Genomic DNA, 20,443 nt, shown 5'->3' with positions numbered 1-20,443 from the left:
CGACCCATGCTGACCCTGCTTGCGCCTCGCCGTGCCAGCGCCCCGCGCGCCTGGCTGTCGCTGCTTGCCCTGGCCACCCTGAGCTGCGCCCTGCTGCTTGCCGATGATTTTCTGCAGCAGCTGTTCACCCCGAACAACCACGCCGAGCTGGAAGCGGGCTACGTGGTCGTGCTGTGGCTGTTCAGCCTGGGATTGTGGCTGTGCAACCTGCGCCCGCTGAGCATGATCATCCTGACGCTGTTCGCGGTAATGCAACTGATGCAGCTGGCCAACATCAGCTTCTTTGGCGAACCGCTGACTGCCATCGATATCCAGTCGTTGGTCAATGAACCTGGCGAGGTGCACGAGACCGCTGCGCACAGCCTGGCCGCGCACTGGCCGGTGTTGCTCTGCGTGGGAATTCCTTATGGCCTGCTGCTGGCTCTGCACTGGCGCTTGCCCGGCCGTGTGAACCTGCCACAGAGCCGCTGGGCGTTGCTGCTGATCACCGTGGTGCTGCTCTCCAAACCCTATCGCGCCACCTACCGCAACCTCGACTCGTTCGCTGCCAGCCCCAGCCGCAGCGCGCTGCACAACAACCTCAACGTATTCTCCGCCTGGGCGGTGCACCTGGCGTTCAAGCCGGAAGTCGAGCTGCCGCCTGCGCCCTTCGCGCCCTATACACTGAGCCCCAACATCAGCGAAGCCAAACACGTCTGGCTGGTGGTCGCCGACTCGTTGCGCAGTGATCGTCTTGGCGTGTTCGGCTATGGCCGCGACACCACGCCTAAACTGGCCGCCTACCTGCGTGAGCATCCCAGCGCCTTCGTGCGCCCCGGCATTGCTGCCGGCGTGGCCACCGACGTCAGCCTGCCCTACCTGATCAACCCGATTCGCGAGCCCGGCAAGGATGCACTGCTGCGCACCGGCGACATCAACCTGTTCCGCTTCGCCAAACAGGCGGGCTTTCGCACCCACTGGATTTCCTCCCAGGAATCCAAGCTGCTGGCCAACCTGGGCAGCCGTTACCTGGACGTATCGATCACTCGCGAAGACCACCCGGTGCGCTTCCTCAAACAACAGGATCGCGCCCTGCTCGACGTGCTCGACGCGCAGCGCTGGGCCGAGCGTAACTTCATGGTGCTCAACCTGCGCACCGCGCACCTGCCCTACGCGCAGAACTACCGCCATGAAAAGACCCCGGCGCCCTGGGCTGACCAGGGGCCCGATGGCCAGAGCAACGCCTACGACAACTCGGTGCATTACCTGGACGGCCTGCTGGCCGAGGTGATCGCCGACTTCGACCGCCTGGAGGGCGAGCGCTACCTGATCATCACTGGTGACCATGGCCAGCGCCTCGGTGAGGGCGGTCACTGGGGCCATAACGACCTGGTGCCGCAAGTCAGCGACGTGCCGGTTATCGTCATCGGCCGCGAGGCCAAGGCCGAGACCATGGCGAGCCTGTCGGCCGAACGCTGGATCAGCCATTACGAAGCCGGAAAATGGCTGGCCGCGCGCCTCGGCACGCGCATCCACAACCCCAACTTGCGCCCCAACGAGTACTTCGTGCACGGCAAATTGCTGTTCACCGACAACTTCGTGCAGCGCGTCTGCGAAACGCCCAACGGTCTGGTGCACCAGCCGCCGCAGTTGCTGAGCCTGCTGCTGCGCGAAACTGAGGCCCGATGCTAAGAGCCTGTTCAGCATCTCGCGAGCTAGAGCAATGCAAGGCCTAGGCGGCCTCGCAAAAACAGGCGAGGACCGGTCGGAGTCGCGCTCGACTTCACGAGCTGTAAATGAGCAGTACTCGCTTCGCTCGCCCTGCGGGCCGCGCTAAAGCGTGTTAGCCGCAAGCGGCTTGCAGAGCCTGTTTTTAACGCCGCAGTGCCGACGCGCAGCAGACTTTGAACAGGTTCTAGGGCCTCAGCCCTTGGCTGCGCGCAGGGTGATGCGGGTGATTTCCGAGGGTTTGCCCAGGCGGATGGGAAAGCCGTTCCACAGGCCGGTGCCGTTGCTGACGTAAAGGCGCATGCTGCCCACTGCGTACTCACCCGACACATAGCCCTGGTTGAACGCCTGGGTAACCCAGTGCATGCCCAGCACCTGGCCGCCATGGGTATGCCCGGACAGCTGCAAGTCGACGCCAGCCAGAGCGTTGTCCGCGGCGGCCAGGGGCCGGTGGCTGAGCAGAATCACCGCGGCGTCTTTCGGCACCCCGGCCAAGGCGGCGTCGATATCCGGCAGCGGCTGGCCGAAACGCGCGGCGGCCGGATCGGTAACGCCAGCCAGCACCAGGCTGGCGCCACGATCCTCGATGGTCACATGGCTGTTGAGCAGCATCGGCAGGCCCATCTGCGCGAAGTGATCCAGCCACTGCTGGTACTCGGCGTAGTATTCATGGTTACCGGGAATCGCATACACACCCAGGCGCGCGTGCAACTCGCGCAGCGGCTCGACATCGCGGGTTCGCGCCGCCACGGTGCCGTCTACCAGGTCACCGGTGATCACCAGCAGATCCGGCTCCAGCGCATTGGTCTTGGCGACCACCGCTTCCAGCCATGGCCGCTGCAGCAGGCGGCTGGCGTGCAGGTCGGTGAGCTGCACCAGCTGCAGCCCGTCCAGTTCAGCGGGTAGCTGGGCCAGGGTGATTTCCACCTCACGCACATCCGGCACCCGCACTGCCTGCCAGACGCCCAGCGCCGAGAGTGCGATGGCTGCAACCCCAACCGTGGCGCGTAGCCGAGGCTTGGTCAACGCTTTACGAAAGCGCGGCAGCAGCGCGGCGATATCCAGCACCAGCAACGCCATGGCACTGATGATCAGCGCCCCGAAGGCGCAGCCCAGCGTCATCAGAAGTGGGCCGGGAATCTCCGGCGAAGCCATGCTGCCGAAGAAGTGGCGGGTCACCAGATGGTGCTCGGCCGCCGCCAGAATCAACACGCCCAGCAACACCTTGAGCACCTGCGGCCAACGCTGCAGCCACACCATTCGCCAGAATACATACAGGGCCAGAACGCCCGTGATCAGATGGAACACCGTTATCTCGCCTGTCAGGATGGATCGCAAGCCCCCACTGTGACAGCGCATCGGCCCGGCGGTGCACTGCACTTTCGTGACATTTTCCCCAGGCAAAAAAAACCGCCTCATCAGGGAGGCGGTAACCAAAGGATGATGAACCGGAGAGACCACCGGCTTCGCTCGAAGCCCATGGCGTTGTGTTCATCGAGATACAGGGTATCGGTAAAGCCGCGCAGCACCGCATCATTTGCGTCGATAGTGATAATCGAAGGCTGCCGGCTAGCGCGATGCGTCCAGCAGATCACGGACACGCTGCAGATCGTCCAAGGTATCGACATCGGTGAGGATGCCCGGATCATCGAGCGGTAACAGCAGAGCGCGACCCTGCTCGCGATAGCACTGCACCACCGAGGCAGCGCCCGCCTCGCCGCGCAGGACGGCCAGTGCCTCGAAGCATTCCCGGGTAAAACCGACAGGGTGGCCGCGGTTGCCCTCGAAGGTCGGCACCACCACTGGTTGGTCGGCCAAGGCCCTGGCCACGCGATGCAGGCTCATTTCGCCGATCAGCGGCAGATCGCCGGGCAGGATCAGCCAGCCCGATGCGCTTGCCGCGGCCCGCACACCGGCGGCGATCGAGTCGGCCATACCGTCGCCGTCAGCACTTCGCACCACATGATGCTTCAGGCCCGAGCGCTCGACCGTCGCCAGCACGTGGTCGAGCACCGGCTTGCCGTGCAGGTCGGCCTGCAGCTTGCTGCCCTCGCCGCCGGAAGCACGAAAGCGCCTGCTTCGCCCGGCGGCGAGCACGATGACCACAGGGCCGTCGCTCATGCCTAGAGCGCGCCCCGGTCGATGCCGTTGGCGACCCGCAGCACGTCGGCCAGGGTCGCCAGAGCGATTTCGGCCGGGGCTTTACTGCCCAGTTGCAGGCCGATGGGCGCGTGGATGCGCGCCATGTCTTCGGGTTGCAAACCGCCGAGGCGCGCCAGCCGATCCAGGCGTTTGGCGCTGGTGCGCTGAGAACCCATGGCGCCGATGTAGAAGGCTTCGGTGCGGACCGCTTCGATCAGGGTCGGGTCGTCCAGGCGCGGGTCATGGGTCAGGGCCAGAATCGCGGTGGCGCTGTGGGCGCCCTGCTCGGCAATAAAGCGCGCGGGCAGGATTTCGAGCGCCTGCACGCCCGCCACCTTCACCTCGGCGATGGCTTCGGCACGCGGGTCGCAGACGATCACCTCGTAGCCCAGCGCCACGGCAAAGCCGGCGCAGAACTCGGCCACTGGCGACCAGCCGGCCAACACCACACGCAGCACGGCGCCAACACGAATCGACACCTGCTCGGCACTGCGTTGGATCTTCGCCTCGCTCATGCTGCCGGGCCGGCAGCGGCTGGCGCCCTCCCCAAGCGGCACGTCGCGTACCAGCAGCTCGCCGCCGCCAAGTGCCTGTTCGACCTGGCCGAGCATGCGCTGCACGGCTTCGCCTGGTTGCAGGTACTCGATCAGCACATCCAGCACGCCACCGCAGGGCAGCGCACGGTTGGGCGTCAGGCCGCCTTCGCCATAACGGACGATCTGGTTGCAGGTGTCGAAACCAGCGTTCTGCACACGCTCGAGAAAGTCTTCTTCAACGCAGCCGCCGGACAGCGACCCGCAGGATTCGCCGGACGGCAGCGCCACCAACATCGCCCCGGGCGCACGTGGCGCCGAACCAAAGGTGGACAGCACCGTGCACAGCCACACGGCATGGCCTTGCTCGAGCCAGTTGCGAGCCTGCTGAACCACCTGCAGGTCTAGTTGCTTCATCGACACCACCTCAACACCATCGCGCTACGCCAACGCATCAAAATCGACACGCTGGCAGGCATGCAAGTTGGTGGCCAGGCCGGCGCTTCGGTTCAGTGTTTTTGGGGCGAATGCATCGGCAGCCGAACGGCTTACACGTAGCGCTGGCGCGCGGCACCGCGGGGTAGGCGATTACGCCCCGGCAGTTGCTCGAGCTTCTGCTGCCAGGCGGCCTTGACGCTCAGGGCCGGCTTTTCGGCTGGCTTGGCAGGGGCCAGGGCTGAAGTCGGAGCTGGAGTTTCGACCGCGGCTTTGGCGGCACGGGCGGCGGCGCGCAGCTCGGCCAGGGTCGGCGTGCGATTGGTCGCGACCGGAGCAGCCGCCTTGTCCAACGTACGCAGGCAAAGTTTGCAGGAAACCTGCGCCTGATCCTCGGTGGTGCTCAGGCTGGCGCCGCTGCGACCACAGGCGATGGTGTTCGAGGAAGGCGAGAAGTGAATAGCCAAGGGGGACATCTCCAGCAGTAAAACGGGGCGGCGATTTTACATATCCACCGCGTTTTCCGCGCCCTCATCTGCCACGCTGAACACTGCGGGCGATCAGCCCCGTGGAGCGCCGGGCTGTTGCGCCTTGCCGGGTGTCATCGAGGCGCACATGGCGAGCAGTTGGCTGACGCTCCAGGGCTTGGGAATCACCGCAACGTTGAGACCGTCGAAATCCGTGGAGGCACCGAGAAAACCCGAGGAGATGATGATCGGCAGATCCGGGAAACGGTCACGAATCAGGTGGGCGAGAAAGATGCCGTCGATGTCGCCAGGCATGCTGAAATCGGTGAGCACCATGTCCACCTGACCATCGCAGCTGGACAGGTATTCCCAGGCGTCGTCAGCACAAGGGAAGGCTTTGACCTCGTGGCCTTCGTCTTCGAAGATTTCCACAAGCATCTCTCTGATCGAGCGTTCGTCTTCGGCTATGACTATCAGTGGCATTGCGCGGATCCGGCAGTAAGGGTCAGGCTCTGACCTGCCCGGCCGGGCAAGATTTCATTAATTTTTCGTGGCGCCGACTGGCGGCCTGCAAGTGCCGAATCGTCGCCCGCCATTGCGACGGGCGACAGCTCGCCAGGGCGATCAGGCCAGGCGGAAGCGGCTTACCAGCTTCTGCTGGTGATCGGCCAGGCGCGCCAGCTCCTGGCTGGTCACGGCGGTCTGCTCGGCACCGGAACTGACCTGGATGGCCACGTCGTTGATGTCTACCACGTTGCGGTTGATGTCTTCGGCCACCGCGCTCTGCTCCTCGGCCGCCGCGGCGATCTGCATGTTGCGGTCGCTGATGCTGGAGACGCCCGAGGCAATATCGGCCAGCAGGTCGCCAGCGCGCTCGATGTTGCTGGCACCAGCGCGGGCCTTGCCGAGGGTTTCCTGCATGGACTGCGTGGCCAGGTCGGAGCCGCGCTGCAGATTGGCGATCATCTCCTGGATGTTGCCGGTGGACTCCTGGGTTTTCTGCGCCAGGGTGCGCACCTCGGAGGCCACCACCGCGAAGCCTCGACCGTGATCGCCGGCGCGCGCCGCCTCTATGGCCGCGTTGAGGGCCAGCAGGTTGGTCTGGTCGGCAATGCCGCGAATCACGTCGAGCACCGAGGAGATCGAATCGCTCTCGTGCTTGAGGTCACCGATGATGCGCGCAGTGTCATCGGCCTGAGTCGACAGCCCACGAATCACCTCAACGGTGCGCTCGATTTCCTGGCGGCCCTGGGTGGTGCTGAGGTTGACCTGGCGTGACATCTCCGCGGCGTCGTTGGTGCTCTGCGCCACCTCGCGAACCGTGGCGCTCATCTCGTTGATCGCGGTGACCACCAGCTCGGTGCCCTGGCGCTGGCGCTCCAGGCTGTCGCTGGTTTGCAGGGTGACCGCCGAGCACTCCTCGGCGGCGGTGGCCACCTGCGCGGTGGCCGAACCGATTTCCTGGACGATCTGCGTCAACTCCTCGGCCATGGTGTTGAGGTTCCGGGTGATCTCGCCGAACTCGTCGTTGCCGACGTAACCCGAACGGGCCGTCAGGTTACGCTGCGACAGCGCCAACAGCGCACGGTTGGCCTCGCCCACCGCCAGGTTGATATTGCGGATGATCAGGTAGGAAAGCGCAGCCACCACGGCGATGGCCACAAGCACGCTGATGACCGTCATCCACAACATGGCAGAGGCCTTGCTGCGTTCTTGAGCGGCCAACTCGTACACACTGCCCCCCAGCTCATTCTCCACTTCACCCATCAGGTCGATGCGATTGGTAGAGGTCTGGAACCAGTCGGTGGCCTTGACGCCCAGCGGCTGGCCGAGCGGCGTTTCGAAGGCCAGTTTCTGCAGGCGCGCCACTTCCAGGCCGCTGGGTTGCTGCATCTTCTCGTCGAGTTTGCTTACGAACTCAGGCGAGGCGTTGCGGCGGAAGCCTTCCGAATAGGCGGTGAACTCGCCCAGGTTGCGGCTGAAGGTCGACAGCAGGTCAGCATCGAAGCGGTCTTGGTTGAACACTACACCGAGCATGGCGCGTTCGCGGCCGGCGCGCTCCTTCATCTCGATGAACTGGTTGAGCGAGGACAGCGCCCGCGACAATATCGGATCCTTGACCGAACGCTCGACGGCGTGGGTGTAGCCGATCAGCTTGCGAATGATGTCGGTGAAGCGCGCGCCGGATTCACGATTGTTGATCGCCAGCTTGTCGATCTGTCCACGCATGGCATCCAGGCCGCTCAACGCAGCCAACGCCTCACTCAGCCCGGCATCGATATTGCCCAGCGCGCGTGCATCGGCCAGGGCGGTGTCGGTCTGGCCGCGCATGCGCAGCAGGACGTCTTGCATGTTCTTGCCCTGGCTGCCCAGGAATACGCCACTGGCGCCGCGCTCACGCTGCAATACAGTGATCAGCTGGCTGACCTTTTGCGCGACGACGCTGGCCTCCTGCGTCTGTTCCATCTCCTGCAAGGTCTGGTAGCTACTGTTGACCTGCAGAGCGGCCAGCCAGAGAAAGCCCAGCAACGGGCAGGCGAGAATCAGCAGGAGCTTGAGGCTCAAGGGGATGTTTCTGAGCACGACGTTTCACCTATTCAATTTACTTCGGCAGTTCTGATTACGAAGCGAAGGGTTGCCTGTTGTCGCACCGTCTGCGCGGCGCGTTGAACAGGGGGACGCATTTGGCATGCGGCACGTTAGGCAATAGACGAGGTACAGAAGGGTAATCGGCGCGCGACATCCAATCTTTAATAAAGTTCGACCCAGCTATCGAAACAGGGCAACGAGAGGTTGCAGGCCGCTAAATCGGTTACGCGCCGCTAGTCGATCCGCTCTTGTTGCTCCTGGGGCAACAGCGGGTCGACCTCCAGCCACGGCAAACGGCTCTGGGTCCAGATATGCCGGTCGGCAGCGGCGTGTTCGGGGTGATCGAGCGTGGCGATGGTCACGTCCAGGCTGTTCGGGCTAAGGGTGGTGAACAGCGCCAGGTGAGCGCCGCAGCTCGGACAGAAATAACGCTCGCAGGTAGGCGAAGACGCGAAGCGTGCAGGCTCGCCGCAAGCCCACGTGAAGCTGGCCCGCGGCACGGTGATCCAGGTCACCAGGATGCCGCCAGTGCTGCGCCGGCATACCGAACAGTGACAGTGGGCGATATCGCGCAGCGGCGCACGGAACTGGTAACGCACGGCGCCGCATTGGCAGCCGCCTTGATGCAGATCGCTCATTTCATGCTCCTGAATACGCGCGCGAATCCCTGCTTGCCTGATCGACCGGCACTGGCGAAGATGCAGCCTCACCACCACCGGGGGCTCCCGTGACCGAACTGCTCTTGGCCCTCTGGCCACTGTTTGCGCTGATCGTCGGCGGCTACGTGCTCAGCCGTCGGGGCTTCCCCAACGAAGCCTTCTGGCCAGGCGCCGAACGCCTCAACTACTTCATCCTGTTCCCCGCTCTGCTGTTCAACAGCCTGGCCACCGCGCCGCTGGACAACCCGCAACTGCCGCGCATGGCCCTGGCCGTGTTGCTCGGCCTGGGCATCGCCTGGCTGGCGCTGCTGGTGGTGCGGCGCCTGCGCGGCTGGCCGGCGGCGCGCTTCGGCGCCTTCAGCCAGGGCATTCTGCGTTTCAACACGTACCTGGGCCTGGCTGCCGTGGGTAGCCTGTTCGGCCAGCCCGGCCTGACCCTGGCAGCCCTGATGCTGGCGCTGATGGTGCCAACCGTCAACGTGCTCTCGGTGTGGTCGCTGACCGCCGAGCGCGGCGTCAGTGCGCGCAGTCTGCTGCTGCCGATCATCCGCAACCCGCTGATTCTCGCCTGCCTGGCCGGTGCACTGGTCAATCTGAGCGGCCTGGGCTTGCCCGGCGGCAGCGGTCGACTGCTCAGCCTGCTCGCCGCTGCCAGCCTGCCCCTGGGCCTATTGTGCGTGGGCGCGGCGCTGAAACCCGAGCAGTTGGGCGGCGAGGTACCGGCCCTGGTCTGGAACAGCCTGCTGCGCCTGCTGCTGATGCCGCTACTGGCCCTGGCGGTGGCCGTCGGGCTGCAGTTGCCGGCCATGGAAAGCACCGTACTGGTGCTGTTCTTCGCCCTGCCCACCGCACCGACCGCCTATGTGCTGACCCGTCAGTTGGGCGGTGATGCCAACCTGATGGCCGGCATCATCACCTTGCAGCATCTGCTGGCTGCCGCTTCGCTTGTCGGCGTATTGCTGATGCTGGACATCATTCTCTAGGCCACGGCTCGCGTGGCCTACAGGGGCCTCGCGAGCGAGCCACTGCTGTCCCGTTTACCTGTCTTCGACGAAAGCTGGCTGAAAGCTTCGTGCTCTAGCATCTGCTCACTGACCAACACAGATTGGTCGATGAGCTGCCGCCAGTGAGGCCCGCAGCTGCCGTCAACAAGAACAAAACAGGTAACCAACCATGCTTCGCCCCAGCTCCTCACGCCTGCTTCTTCTCCGCTCGCTTCCACGCTAGCCCCTTCGCGCATTACCCGCACCTAGCCGAATAACGTCCGGAGAAACACCATGCTCACATTCCTTGGCTTCGCCATGGTTTCCACCTTCATGTACCTGATCATGAGCAAACGCCTGTCGGCGTTGATCGCCCTGATCATCATCCCGATCATCTTCGCCCTGATCGGCGGCTTCGCCGCACAGATCGGCCCGATGATGCTCGAAGGCATCAGCAAGCTCGCGCCCACCGGCGTAATGCTGATGTTCGCCATCCTCTACTTCGCCATCATGATCGACTCGGGCCTGTTCGACCCGCCCGTGCGCCTGATCCTCAAGCTGGTCAAGGGTGACCCGCTGAAAGTCGCGGTCGGCACCGTGGCCCTGGCGCTGATCGTCTCCCTGGATGGCGACGGCTCGACCACCTACATGATCTGCGTCGGCGCCATGCTGCCGCTGTACAGCCGCCTGAAAATGAGCCCGACCATCATGGCCGGCCTGATCATCATGGCCGGCGGCATCATGAACATGACCCCCTGGGGCGGCCCGACCGCCCGCGCGGCCAGTGCCCTGCACGTGGACCCGTCTGACGTTTTCGTACCGATGATTCCCGGCATGATCGTCGGCGCTATCGTGCTGTTCGGCGTGGCGTACCTCTACGGTCTGCGTGAGCGCAAGCGTCTGGGCGTGCTGCAACTGCCGGAAGGCAAGGTCACCCAGAACGAGATCAGCGTTTCCCAGTTCCCGGAAGCCCGTCGCCCGAAACTGATCCTGATCAACGCCGTGCTGACCATCGTGCTGATGGCTACCCTGATCGCCGGCCTGCTGCCAATGCCGGTGCTGTTCATGATCGCCTTCAGCATCGCCATGATCATCAATTACCCCTGCCTGCAGCAGCAGAAGGACCGTATATCCGCCCATGCCGGCAACGTGCTGGCGGTGGTCGGGCTGATTTTCGCAGCAGGCATCTTCACCGGCATCCTCAGCGGCACCGGCATGGTCGACGCCATGTCCAAGAGCCTGCTGGCGGTCATCCCGGACGCCCTCGGCCCGCATCTGGCGGTGATCACCGCGCTGGTGAGCATGCCGTTCACCTTCTTCATGTCCAACGATGCGTTCTACTACGGCATTCTGCCGGTGCTGAACCAGGCGGCCTCCGGCTACGGCATCAGCGCTGTGGAAATGGCACGCGCCTCCATCGTCGGCCAACCGGTGCACCTGCTCAGTCCGCTGGTGCCGTCCACCTACCTGCTGATCGGTCTGGCCAAGATCGAATTCGGTGACCTGCAGCGCTTCACCCTGAAATGGGCGATCCTGATCTGCATGGCGATCCTGACCGCTGCTCTGGTGCTGGGGGTATTTCCGCTGTTCGGCAGCTGATTTGACGAAAATTTCACATCTCTGGCGCTAGACTTCGGCATTCGTGCCGATGGCCCTGCTCCAGTTTTCTATCATCACAAGGAACCTCTAATGGAATGGCTCACCAACCCGGAAATCTGGGTTGCTTTCCTGACTCTGACGGCCCTGGAAATCGTCCTGGGTATCGACAACATCATCATGATCGCCATTCTGGTGTCGCGCATGCCGCCGCACATGCAGGCGCGCACCCGTTTCTTCGGCCTGGCCCTGGCCATGGTCACGCGCATCATGCTGCTGCTGTCCATCACCTGGATCATGCGCCTGACCACCGACCTGTTCCATGTGTTCGGCCAGGGCATTTCCGGCCGTGACCTGATCCTGTTCTTCGGCGGCCTGTTCCTGTTGTGGAAGAGCAGCACCGAGATCTACCACGGCATGGAAGGCGAGGAAGAAAGCACCGAGCAGCCCTCGGGCGCCGGCAAGCAGTTCCTCGGTACCATCATCCAGATCGCCATCATCGACATCGTCTTCTCGCTGGACTCGGTCATCACCGCGGTCGGCATGGTCTCCCATGTACCGGTTATGGTCGCGGCCATCGTCGTCGCCGTCATCGTGATGATGATCTGCGCCGGCACCATCAGCGACTTCATCGAGAAGCACCCGAGCCTGAAGATCCTGGCCCTGTCGTTCCTCATCGTGGTCGGCACCGTGCTGATCGCCGAGAGCTTCGACGTGCACGTGCCCAAAGGCTACGTCTACTTCGCCATGGCCTTCTCCCTGGCCGTGGAAGCGCTGAACATCCGCATGCGCACCGCCCGCCGCCGCGCCGAAGGCAAGGCCGACCCGGAGCCGGTGAAACTGCGCAAGGACGTTCCGGGGCAGTGATAGAGCCAGCTGCATAACGCGGCCGGGGCAGCTGCACTAACCGTAGAAACTGCCGCGACTGTTCAACGACAAAGCCCGTATCCATGAATACGGGCTTTGTCGTTTTTGACGCGCTATTCAACGCCCTCGTCTGCCTTGCATGATCCCCCAGGCATTGCCTCAGCCGATATGGAACCACACCAGCCGGTTAAGCCAGTTGCTGCGCCAGGCTCTCGACGTATCCATGCAAGAATTGACTGAAGGTCTCGCCTGGTTGCTGCAGCTGCAGGAGAGGCAACATGGGGTCCTCGACAGCGGTGCGGATGCCGGCCATTTCCTCCAAGACCGCCAGTCCGCAGAATGGCACATAGGCTTCGGCATAGCCGCCTTCGTGCACCATGACCAATCGTCCGCCACAGTGACGTTCGGCCGCCGCCTTAACCAAGGCGGTCATCGCACGAAACGAGTCGCTATGCAGGAGCATGCGGGCCAGCGGATCGACGCCATTGGCATCATACCCGCAGGCAATCACGATCAACTCGGGTGCAAAACGATCCAACGCAGGAATCACGATGCGCTGCATGGCCCGCAGATAGGTGTCGTGACCACTGCCGGACGGCAACGGTACGTTGATATTGAACCCCTGGCCTGCGCCCCGGCCACGATCTTCGATACCGCTGTAACCGGGCGGAAAGCAATTCTCCTGATGCAGAGACATGGTCAGTACGTCATTACGCTGCTCGTAGATCGACTGCGTACCATTACCGTGGTGAACGTCCCAATCGATTACGGCCACTCGCCCCAGATCATGTTTTGCCTTGGCCGCCTCGATGGCAACCGGGATATTGGCCAGAAAGCAGAACCCCATGGCCTGATCGGCCAGGCAGTGATGGCCTGGTGGCCGCGAAAGCGAATACGCGTTACTGATCTCGCCACGCATCACGCCGTCCACCGCGGCAATCGCCAGCCCTGCCGACAGCTTGGCGATTTCGTAACTGCCTGGGCCGATTGGCGCATTGACACCCAGTTCGCCACCGCCGGCATCGCTTAGCGCCTTGAAACGCTGCAGATAGGCCTCGGGATGCACGCGTAGCAGATCGGCCTCGCTAGCCGGTGCCGCGGAGCGTAGTGCCAGCTGGGCGCTAAGGCCGGAAACATCCATCAGGCATTTGAGCCGACGTTTGGACTCCGGCGACTCGGCAAAGCCTGCGGCTGCCGGTGGCTGTACCCAGCCACCAACGGGCAGCACCAGCGCATGCATGCCGGCGCTGTGCCAGAAGCACAGTTCGTCGAAGAAGAAACCGGTTGTACCTTTCATGACCGCACTCCAGTGGACTCTAATGAATAAACAGAAGGCTTGTGAAACAGGTTGCTGAGCACCAGTGCCAGGCAGGACAACAGCAGGCAGCAGGCGCTGCCCAGCAAAACGAGTTGCATACCGTCAGGACGCTCCAGAACCGGACCAGCCAGCATCGGACCGAGCGCCAGGCCGCCACCGATCACCAGGTTGACGGTGCTCATCAATCGGCCGTGCTGATCGAAACTGGCGAGAGTGGCAAGAATGAAGGGCAGCACGAAGGTCCAGGCGTACTTGAACAGCAACGCGGCCACGGCAAAACGGCCTATGTCAGGGCTACCCATCAGTAGCAGAACCGCCACAGCCATCATTGCGTAGCCGCCCAGTAACGGGATGCGGCGCGACCATCGTGAGCCGAGAAGCGTCGCGCAGAGCGCGCCGAGAATGCCGAGCACGGTGGCAATAGACAGAATCTGCCCGCTACTCAACGCGTCGATATTGGCAGCAGTGGCGATGCTGCCGATGAAGGTCCAGACGGCGCTGAGGCCGCAATAGAACAACAGCACCGCCAGTACGCCGAATACACAAGGCAACGCACTGCCTGCCGCCGATACGGGCGACTCATTTCGCGACACACGAGACACCGCTCCGACAGGAAAGCAGCCAGCCAGCGGGATGCAGAGCGTGATCAGCAGAGCAAGGCTCAGGTACAGCGCCTTGAGCCCGGCCACAGCGAACAGTGACGGCAGGATCCATAATCCCAGCGAGCCAAGAACGAGCTGACCACTTACCCACAGCCCGTAGACTCGGTCTTGCTGGGTACTGGCCGAAGCGCTGGCGATGCAGATCACCATCAGCGTACCGCCGGCCAGCGCGCTCAGCGCCCGCAGCCATAACAGCGCGTGAAACTCGAGGCTGTAAGCGGACAACAGATTCGCCAGAACAAACACACCGCTCGCCGCAAAGGCGACGCGTCGCCAGCTCCAGCGCGACAGCCAATAGTAGGACGGCAAAGTGGCCAGGCTCATCGCTGCCAGCTCGACGGAAAATAGCTGGCCGATCCGCGCGGGGCCGATGCCAAGCTCCGCTGCATATTGTGGAGCCACCACCGGGGCGGTCATCAGCACACAGGGCGCAATTGCGGCGAATAGAACCACAGCCACAAGATGCAGGGCTGAAAGCCCAATCAGATTGTAGGTACGCATGGCGGCCACCTCAGAATACGTGGGCGAAGCGCAGCAGCACGCTGTTCTGCGCGAAGGTATTGGAGGTCGCCACATCACGCGTGACCCCGACCATCACCTGGTTTTGCTTGTCCAGCCAATGGCCGATCTCGAAGCCCACCTGCGTGTATCGCTGATGGGTGTCATCGAGGGTGCGACCATTGAGCTCCAGCTCGCCGCCGTCGGCATGGATCAGCCGCAAGGCGCCGTAGGTGCTGGGTGTGAAGTCGTAAGAGGCGAATGCCTGCAGGCGATAAAGCGGTTTCTGGTCGAGCTCGGAGCCGAGGTAGTCGTCGTTCTTGCCATACAGGTAAGCTTCGACGTTCGCCTCCAACAACCATTTTTCACCCACGCCCTGGGTGTAGTTGTAATTGAGGTTGAGGGTCCAGCGATTCGAACCCGCAGATACGCCTGGGTTATGGCTGTCGTATTCACCAATCGGCACGCTGAGCATCGTCAGCAGGCCACTGTAGGTACGGGACTCTGGATCGTTGATGAAAAACAGCGTGCCGCCAATCTGCGGGTCACCAATACCATGGTCGCGGGTGCGCTTGGCTGCACCGGGCAATCGTGCCTCGGTATCGACGTAAGAGACCACGAATTGCGGCGTACACAGCGTGCCGCAGATATCGCTGAACCACAGCTGGCGATAGACGAACACGTTGGCTGAAAGGTCTGCTTTACCGGTGCTGTCGGCAGGCCCATGAAAGTCGTTGGAGCGGATCATCGGGAGGTAAGCAACACCGACGCTGGTGCCAACTGGCGCGGAAACGAAATCCCGCGCATTCAGATCTGCGGCCTCGACACCGCAACAGAGCACTGCAGCCGAGGAGAGAGTTGCCAAGCACGCATAGCGAGTAAACATGGGCGTTTTCCTGTTGTGTTGTTTTCGGCGGACAAAACTTCCCCGTGACCGCTGTTTTGCGCAGCAGCCGGTTGTCACTTTTGGGTTAATTGGGAGGCTGGTTCAGCAACTGGGCGATACCGGCCTTACCGCTCACGCCCAGCTTCTCGTAGATGCTGCGTATGTGATGGCGCACGGTATTGGGTGCGAGCCCCAGCTCGCGGGCGATTTCCTTGTAGGTTCTACCGCCGCCAAAGCGCTCTGCGACATCGGTTTCCCGAGCGCTCAATACATTGAGTGCCGAGCAGGGCCTCACGATCAGTACATGGAAGTCACCCACCAGCGTGGACTGCATCGTCAGTCTCTGCCCTTGGTAACCATCGAGCGTCAGCTCAGGCGGCAGGCAGGAGCCTTGCCAGTTTGGCCACTCCACCAGTAGCTGATCGACGAAACCATGCTCCGCGTAGTGCAGTACGCCTTGCTGATCACAGACCGCCAGCGCCAGGGTGCCCGGGCCATTCAGGGTTTCACGCAACGCCACAAGCGCGCGAATGTGATTGGCGCCCTCGGCGGCCACCAGATGGGGCATGAGATGGTCGAGCAGCAACTGATCGTCAGCCTCGAAACGCGGCGCGTCCATGCGCCTGTAAAGCGTCAGATGGACAACGAGCTGCGTGGGTGGATCGACATGGATGACACAGAGCAACTCTCCGAAACCATGCTTGCGGCCCAGCCAGCGCAATCCGTCTGGCGTCTGTTCGTGCTGGCTATCAATGATCACCGAGCGGCCAGGACTCATCTGCGCCAGCGGCACCGTGATGTCGTGCTCGCGAATGGAGCGCCAATCCTCAACGTAATCGGCCGGCAGCATGAACACCGCGCTGTTGTGCTCTTCAGGAAGTCCATCGACCAAGGCCGAACGCCCCCACCAGGCCTTATCGAAGCCGATCACGCCCTGCAACTGCGTCAGTGCCTGCTGTCGAAACAGCGTCAAAGGGGTGTTCTGGGCCAGACGCAGCAACTCGAGCGTCAGCGTATTGAAAGCGGCAAAACGGTCGGCGCAAAGAAAGCGTTGCTTGGTGCTCATGGTGGGTACCTTGCTGCGACTTTTTTGTTCTTGTCTGAACCATTGCACGGTTCTTAGTCATCAGTGAGCGGCCGGTGTCTTGAGACAGGGCAGGGCCTGAAAGCGAGTATCTCTGCCCACCGGTATGCTGACCATCCTACAGATGCAGGATACGGGATACCGTCAACTGGCGGGCCTTGGCCGGATACGTGCAAAGAATCGGGGCCTTGGGTGGCCCCGTTCTTTTCATTTTTAAGCGCTATCGGAAGCGGGCTCGAAGCGCTCGCCACGAAACACCCGCCGCGGGTTGCCCCGCTCGACCTGCAGATGCGCATCACGACGTTGCGCCCGTGCCGCATCGGCTTGCGCCTGGGCATGCAGGGCGAGGCGCTGGGCGATCAGCAGCAGCGCCAGGCGCTTGTTGGCGTGCTGGCTGCGCTCGCTCTGCACCTTGACGCTGATGCCGCTGGCCACATGGGTGGCACGCACCGCCGAGTCGGTGGTGTTGACGTGCTGGCCACCCGGGCCCGACGAGCGCAGGGTTTCGAAACGGATTTCGCCGGCCAGTTCCGGCGATGGCGCAGTGAATTGCGCACCACCGAAGAACCACTTCTTGCGAGCATGGCCGGGCCTGTAGGGGCTGGGGCAGATCCACTGCAGCGAACCCGTCCAGTCACCGGCCAGCCGCTCGGCCTGCTCGCCATCCAGCGCCAGCAATACCGAACGCAAGGTGCCACGCCGCGGCCCCGGTTCATCTTCGAGTACCCGCACCGTCACACCAATACCGTCCGCCTCGGCCTTTAGCCTGGGCAATGCCCTGGCCACTGCCAGTGCACATTCGTCCGGCCCCTGAGCCGCCGATAGTTGCAGAAGGATCATCAGCAGCACCCTCCGCGCGTCTTGTAGGTCAGCACCGGTTTCAGTCGCGCCAGCACGCGAACCAGGCCGGCTTCGCGCAAGGCACCGACCACCGAGTCGATGGCCTTGTAGGCATCGGGCGCCTCCTCGTAGATCAGCGCGCGATCGGCGCAGGTCACCCGGCTACCGAGTGCGGTGCGGCTCAGTTGCTCGACGCTGTAACGCGCAGCGAGGCGATCCTTGCACTCGCTGCGCATCCATTTGCGCCCGGCGCCATGGGCCAGGGACAGCAGGCTGCGCTCATCGGCGATCGGCTGCACCAGGTAGCTGTAGTCGCCGCGCGAACCAGGGATCACCACCGCGCCCTGATCCGACGGCGTGGCGCCCTTGCGGTGCAGCCAGCCATCGAGGTGGTCGACACGCGCCGGCGACACCAGGTTGTGGTTGATATCGAGCACCCTCTCGCCATCAGCACGCAAGCGCTCGAGCATGCGCCGGGCGATCAACTGGCGGTTGGCTTCGGCGAAACGCAGCGCGCCGTCGTGTCGGCTCAGGTAATGGCTGCTGGCATCGCTGCCCGCCTCCAGGCCCTGATGGCCGAACAGGTCGACCTGCTCACGCAGGATCGCTTCACCGAGGCCGCGCGAGCCGCTGTGCACCAGCAACAGCAGGTGTTTGCGCTGGATGCCCAAAGCATCCAGCGCGGCATCGTCATAGCTTTCATCGAACTGCTGCAGCTCGGCGAAATGGTTGCCACCGCCGATGGTGCCAAGGGAGCGCTCGTGCCCGGTGGTCGGCAGCCCGAGGGCGGCGACTGCCTCTTGCCAGCTATAGTCGAGTGGCAGGTCGAGGTTACCGAGGCGCTTCTCCAGCTTGTCCAGATGCAGCTTGGCGGTCGGTATGTCCGTGCGCCACAGCGCCATGCCGCAGCCGATGTCGTTACCGACCAGCGCCGGATAAAAACGCCCTACGGAAAAGAATGCCGCACCAACCGGGTAGCCACGCCCCGGATGCAGATCCGGCATGCCGGCCACCCGATGCATGCCCGCTAAGCGAGCGGTGGTTTCAAGTTGCTGGATCGCTTTTCCTTCGATCCAGGTGTCGTCCGCGGCGACCAATACGGCGCCGTCGGACAGATTGCGAATGCAAGTGCCCATAGTCCAATCCTGATGGGTTGAAACAGAAAGATGTTCGGATTGGCAGGCCAGAGGCCGGGCGTTGCGGCGCCGCTAACGAGGAGCGGCGAATGCGATCAAGCCAGGCGCGACCTGCAAAGGGTGATCAGCTGCTGCATGATGTGCCTCCTTTGCTGTCGGTTGAGAGAAGGCGCGCATGCTAGGCGCATTGGCGCTCGCTTGCAACAGAGCACGGTGATTGACTGACGCACCGCGCAACCTGCCGGCCAGGCGGCGGTCCACTCCTTGCTTGGCAACCTGCGCTTCTCCAACTACAGCTTGTAATAGGCAGCGGTGTTGGTGACCACACCTGCGCGAACGCCGTCATCGGCAGTATCCCAAGTACCGGGATCGAATCTGCATATCAGGGAGATGCGTGATGTTGACGCTGCTCAATCTGTTGTCCGCCATTGCCCTGCTCATCTGGGGCACCCATATCGTGCGCACCGGCATCCTGCGGGTGTACGGCTCGCAGTTGCGCCGCGTGCTCAGCCACAACGTCGGCAAGCGGCCGATGGCCTTCGTCGCCGGCATCGCCGTGACCGCGCTGGTGCAGAGCAGCAACGCCACGGCGCTGCTGGTCACCTCGTTCGTGGGCCAGGGCCTGATGGCGCTGACCCCGGCGCTGGCGATCATGCTTGGCGCCGATGTCGGCACCGCGCTGATGGCCCGGGTGCTGACCTTCGACCTCAGCTGGCTGTCGCCGCTGCTGATCTTTCTCGGCGTGGTGTTCTTCCTGTCGCGCAAGCAGACCCGCGCCGGCCAGCTCGGCCGCGTGGGCATCGGCCTGGGCCTGATGATCCTCGCCCTGCAGTTGATCGTAACCGCCGCCACGCCAATCACCGAGGCCAAGGGTATACACGTGCTGTTCGCCTCGCTGACCGGCGATGTGCTGCTCGATGCGGTGGTTGGCGCGCTGTTCGCGCTGATTTCCTACTCCAGCCTGGCTGCGGTTCTGCTCACCGCCACGTTGACCGGCTCCGGGGTGATCGGCCTGCCGGTGGCCATCGGCCTGGTGATCGGCGCCAACATCGGAAGCGGCGTGCTGGCCTTTCTCAACGCCAGTATGCAGAGCCAAGCCGGCCGCCGCGTGGCCCTGGGCAGCCTGCTCTACAAGCTGATCGGCCTGATTCTGGTGATCCCGGTGCTCGACCCGCTGGCGCACTGGCTGGACAGCCTGAACTGGCACCCGGCCGAGCTGGTGATCGGTTTCCACGTGCTCTACAACACCCTGCGCTGCCTGCTGATGCTGCCGACCCTGAATCTGATGGCGCGCTTCTGCAACTGGCTGCTGCCCGACCGCCCGGACGTCAACGCTGTCGCCAAGCCCCGTCACCTCGACACCACCGCGCTCTCCACACCCACCCTGGCGCTGGCCAATGCGGTGCGTGAAACCCTGCGCATCGGCGATCTGGTCGACACCATGCTCGGCCATCTGCAGGACGCCCTGCGAGGCAGCCAGCCGATCCTCGCCAAGGACCTGCGCCGTATCGACGACGACATCGATGCACTGTACAACGCGGTGAAGCTCTACCTCGCTCAGGTGTCCCAGGAAGACTTGAGCGAAACCGACCGCCATCGCTGGGCCGAGATCATCGAGTTCTCCTCGAACCTGGAGCGCTCGGGCGATCTGATCGAGCGCATGCTCGGCAAGATCCAGGACGAGAAAACCGCCCAGCGCCATGCCTTCTCCGACAGTGGCCTGGAGGAACTCATCGCCCTGCACGAGCGCCTGCTCGGCAACCTGCGCCTGGGCCTGTCGGTGTTCTTCTCGGCTGACGCCGATGCCGCACGGCAACTGCTGCGCGAGAAGCGCCGCTTCCGCATCCAGGAGCGCCGGCTCACCCATTTACATGTCGAACGTCTGCATAAGCAGGTGGTCAAGAGTCTGGAAACCAGCTCTCTGCACCTGGAACTGATCGACGACATGAAACGCCTCAATTCGCTGTTTTGCGCAAGTGCCTACGCCGTACTCGGTAACCAGGACACCGGCGCCCTGCTCGCCGAAGAGGGTGGCGAATAG

18 protein-coding genes and 1 pseudogene are annotated in these 20,443 nt (G+C 63.3%); 5 read left to right on the top strand and 14 right to left on the bottom strand.

Annotated elements, in window-relative coordinates:
• The first annotated feature begins 6 nt into the window (after positions 1-6).
• Complete coding sequence (locus PVA39_RS05630; RefSeq protein WP_274123164.1) at positions 7-1,671, top strand: phosphoethanolamine transferase; 1,665 nt, start codon at positions 7-9, stop codon at positions 1,669-1,671.
• Between the two features lie 231 nt (positions 1,672-1,902).
• Here PVA39_RS05630 and PVA39_RS05625 read toward each other — a convergent pair whose 3' ends face one another.
• The 8 genes and pseudogenes from PVA39_RS05625 to PVA39_RS05595 form a co-directional block, all read right to left on the bottom strand.
• Positions 1,903-3,015, bottom strand: coding sequence for a metallophosphoesterase (locus PVA39_RS05625; RefSeq protein ID WP_274123163.1), 1,113 nt, complete (start codon positions 3,013-3,015; stop codon positions 1,903-1,905).
• A gap of 261 nt (positions 3,016-3,276) precedes the next feature.
• Positions 3,277-3,828, bottom strand: coding sequence for a nucleotidyltransferase family protein (locus tag PVA39_RS05620; RefSeq protein ID WP_274123162.1), 552 nt, complete (start codon positions 3,826-3,828; stop codon positions 3,277-3,279).
• 2 nt (positions 3,829-3,830) lie between these two features.
• On the bottom strand, positions 3,831-4,799 hold the full coding sequence (locus PVA39_RS05615) for an XdhC family protein (protein WP_274123161.1): 969 nt from the start codon (positions 4,797-4,799) through the stop codon (positions 3,831-3,833).
• 131 nt (positions 4,800-4,930) lie between these two features.
• The gene (locus PVA39_RS05610) at positions 4,931-5,284 is read right to left on the bottom strand and encodes a hypothetical protein (RefSeq protein WP_274123160.1); all 354 of its coding nucleotides are present in this window, start codon (positions 5,282-5,284) and stop codon (positions 4,931-4,933) included.
• 93 nt (positions 5,285-5,377) lie between these two features.
• Positions 5,378-5,767 (bottom strand): response regulator, encoded by a 390-nt coding sequence (locus PVA39_RS05605; protein WP_093503982.1) that lies wholly within the window; start codon positions 5,765-5,767, stop codon positions 5,378-5,380.
• Positions 5,768-5,908: 141 nt separating this feature from the next.
• Complete coding sequence (locus PVA39_RS23365) at positions 5,909-6,775, bottom strand: methyl-accepting chemotaxis protein (protein ID WP_443200943.1); 867 nt, start codon at positions 6,773-6,775, stop codon at positions 5,909-5,911.
• A pseudogene (locus PVA39_RS23360) lies at positions 6,770-7,750 on the bottom strand (nitrate- and nitrite sensing domain-containing protein); the annotation flags it as partial. The gene PVA39_RS23365 and the pseudogene PVA39_RS23360, both read right to left, overlap by 6 nt.
• 356 nt (positions 7,751-8,106) lie before the next feature.
• A complete protein-coding gene (locus tag PVA39_RS05595) occupies positions 8,107-8,511 on the bottom strand; it encodes a GFA family protein (protein WP_274123158.1) in 405 nt (134 codons plus the stop codon).
• Between the two features lie 89 nt (positions 8,512-8,600).
• Here PVA39_RS05595 and PVA39_RS05590 point away from each other — a divergent pair, with 89 nt between their 5' ends.
• The 3 genes from PVA39_RS05590 (at position 8,601) to PVA39_RS05580 (ending at position 11,978) form a co-directional block, all read left to right on the top strand.
• A complete protein-coding gene (locus PVA39_RS05590) occupies positions 8,601-9,515 on the top strand; it encodes an AEC family transporter (protein WP_274123157.1) in 915 nt (304 codons plus the stop codon).
• A gap of 294 nt (positions 9,516-9,809) precedes the next feature.
• A complete protein-coding gene (locus PVA39_RS05585; protein WP_274123155.1) occupies positions 9,810-11,114 on the top strand; it encodes a CitMHS family transporter in 1,305 nt (434 codons plus the stop codon).
• 90 nt (positions 11,115-11,204) lie between these two features.
• Positions 11,205-11,978 carry a TerC family protein gene (locus PVA39_RS05580; RefSeq protein ID WP_093503990.1) on the top strand — a complete coding sequence of 258 codons (774 nt, stop codon included), beginning with the start codon at positions 11,205-11,207 and terminating at the stop codon, positions 11,976-11,978.
• A gap of 187 nt (positions 11,979-12,165) precedes the next feature.
• Here the strand turns inward: PVA39_RS05580 and PVA39_RS05575 are convergent, their stop codons facing one another.
• The 6 genes from PVA39_RS05575 to PVA39_RS05550 form a co-directional block, all read right to left on the bottom strand.
• Positions 12,166-13,275, bottom strand: a complete 1,110-nt coding sequence (locus PVA39_RS05575; RefSeq protein WP_274123154.1) for a class II histone deacetylase — start codon at positions 13,273-13,275, stop codon at positions 12,166-12,168.
• On the bottom strand, positions 13,272-14,459 hold the full coding sequence (locus PVA39_RS05570) for an MFS transporter (protein ID WP_274123153.1): 1,188 nt from the start codon (positions 14,457-14,459) through the stop codon (positions 13,272-13,274). Before PVA39_RS05570 ends, PVA39_RS05575 begins: the two co-directional genes overlap by 4 nt.
• A 10-nt stretch (positions 14,460-14,469) precedes the next feature.
• Positions 14,470-15,342 carry a transporter gene (locus tag PVA39_RS05565; RefSeq protein WP_274123152.1) on the bottom strand — a complete coding sequence of 291 codons (873 nt, stop codon included), beginning with the start codon at positions 15,340-15,342 and terminating at the stop codon, positions 14,470-14,472.
• An 85-nt stretch (positions 15,343-15,427) separates the two neighbouring features.
• The gene (locus PVA39_RS05560) at positions 15,428-16,408 is read right to left on the bottom strand and encodes a helix-turn-helix transcriptional regulator (protein WP_274123151.1); all 981 of its coding nucleotides are present in this window, start codon (positions 16,406-16,408) and stop codon (positions 15,428-15,430) included.
• A gap of 231 nt (positions 16,409-16,639) precedes the next feature.
• A complete protein-coding gene (prfH, locus tag PVA39_RS05555) occupies positions 16,640-17,266 on the bottom strand; it encodes a peptide chain release factor H (protein WP_274123149.1) in 627 nt (208 codons plus the stop codon).
• Complete coding sequence (locus PVA39_RS05550) at positions 17,266-18,402, bottom strand: RNA ligase RtcB family protein (RefSeq protein ID WP_274123148.1); 1,137 nt, start codon at positions 18,400-18,402, stop codon at positions 17,266-17,268. Before PVA39_RS05550 ends, prfH begins: the two co-directional genes overlap by 1 nt.
• A 397-nt stretch (positions 18,403-18,799) precedes the next feature.
• On the opposite strand from PVA39_RS05550, the gene PVA39_RS05545 reads away from it, so the two are divergent.
• Positions 18,800-20,443, top strand: a complete 1,644-nt coding sequence (locus PVA39_RS05545; protein ID WP_093503996.1) for a Na/Pi cotransporter family protein — start codon at positions 18,800-18,802, stop codon at positions 20,441-20,443.

The sequence above is a fragment of the Pseudomonas sp. CNPSo 3701 genome (assembly GCF_028674975.1).
GTDB classification, from domain to species: domain Bacteria; phylum Pseudomonadota; class Gammaproteobacteria; order Pseudomonadales; family Pseudomonadaceae; genus Aquipseudomonas; species Aquipseudomonas straminea.
Note: the sequence above shows the minus strand (reverse complement) of the source record. Positions and strands in the feature narration are given on the sequence as shown.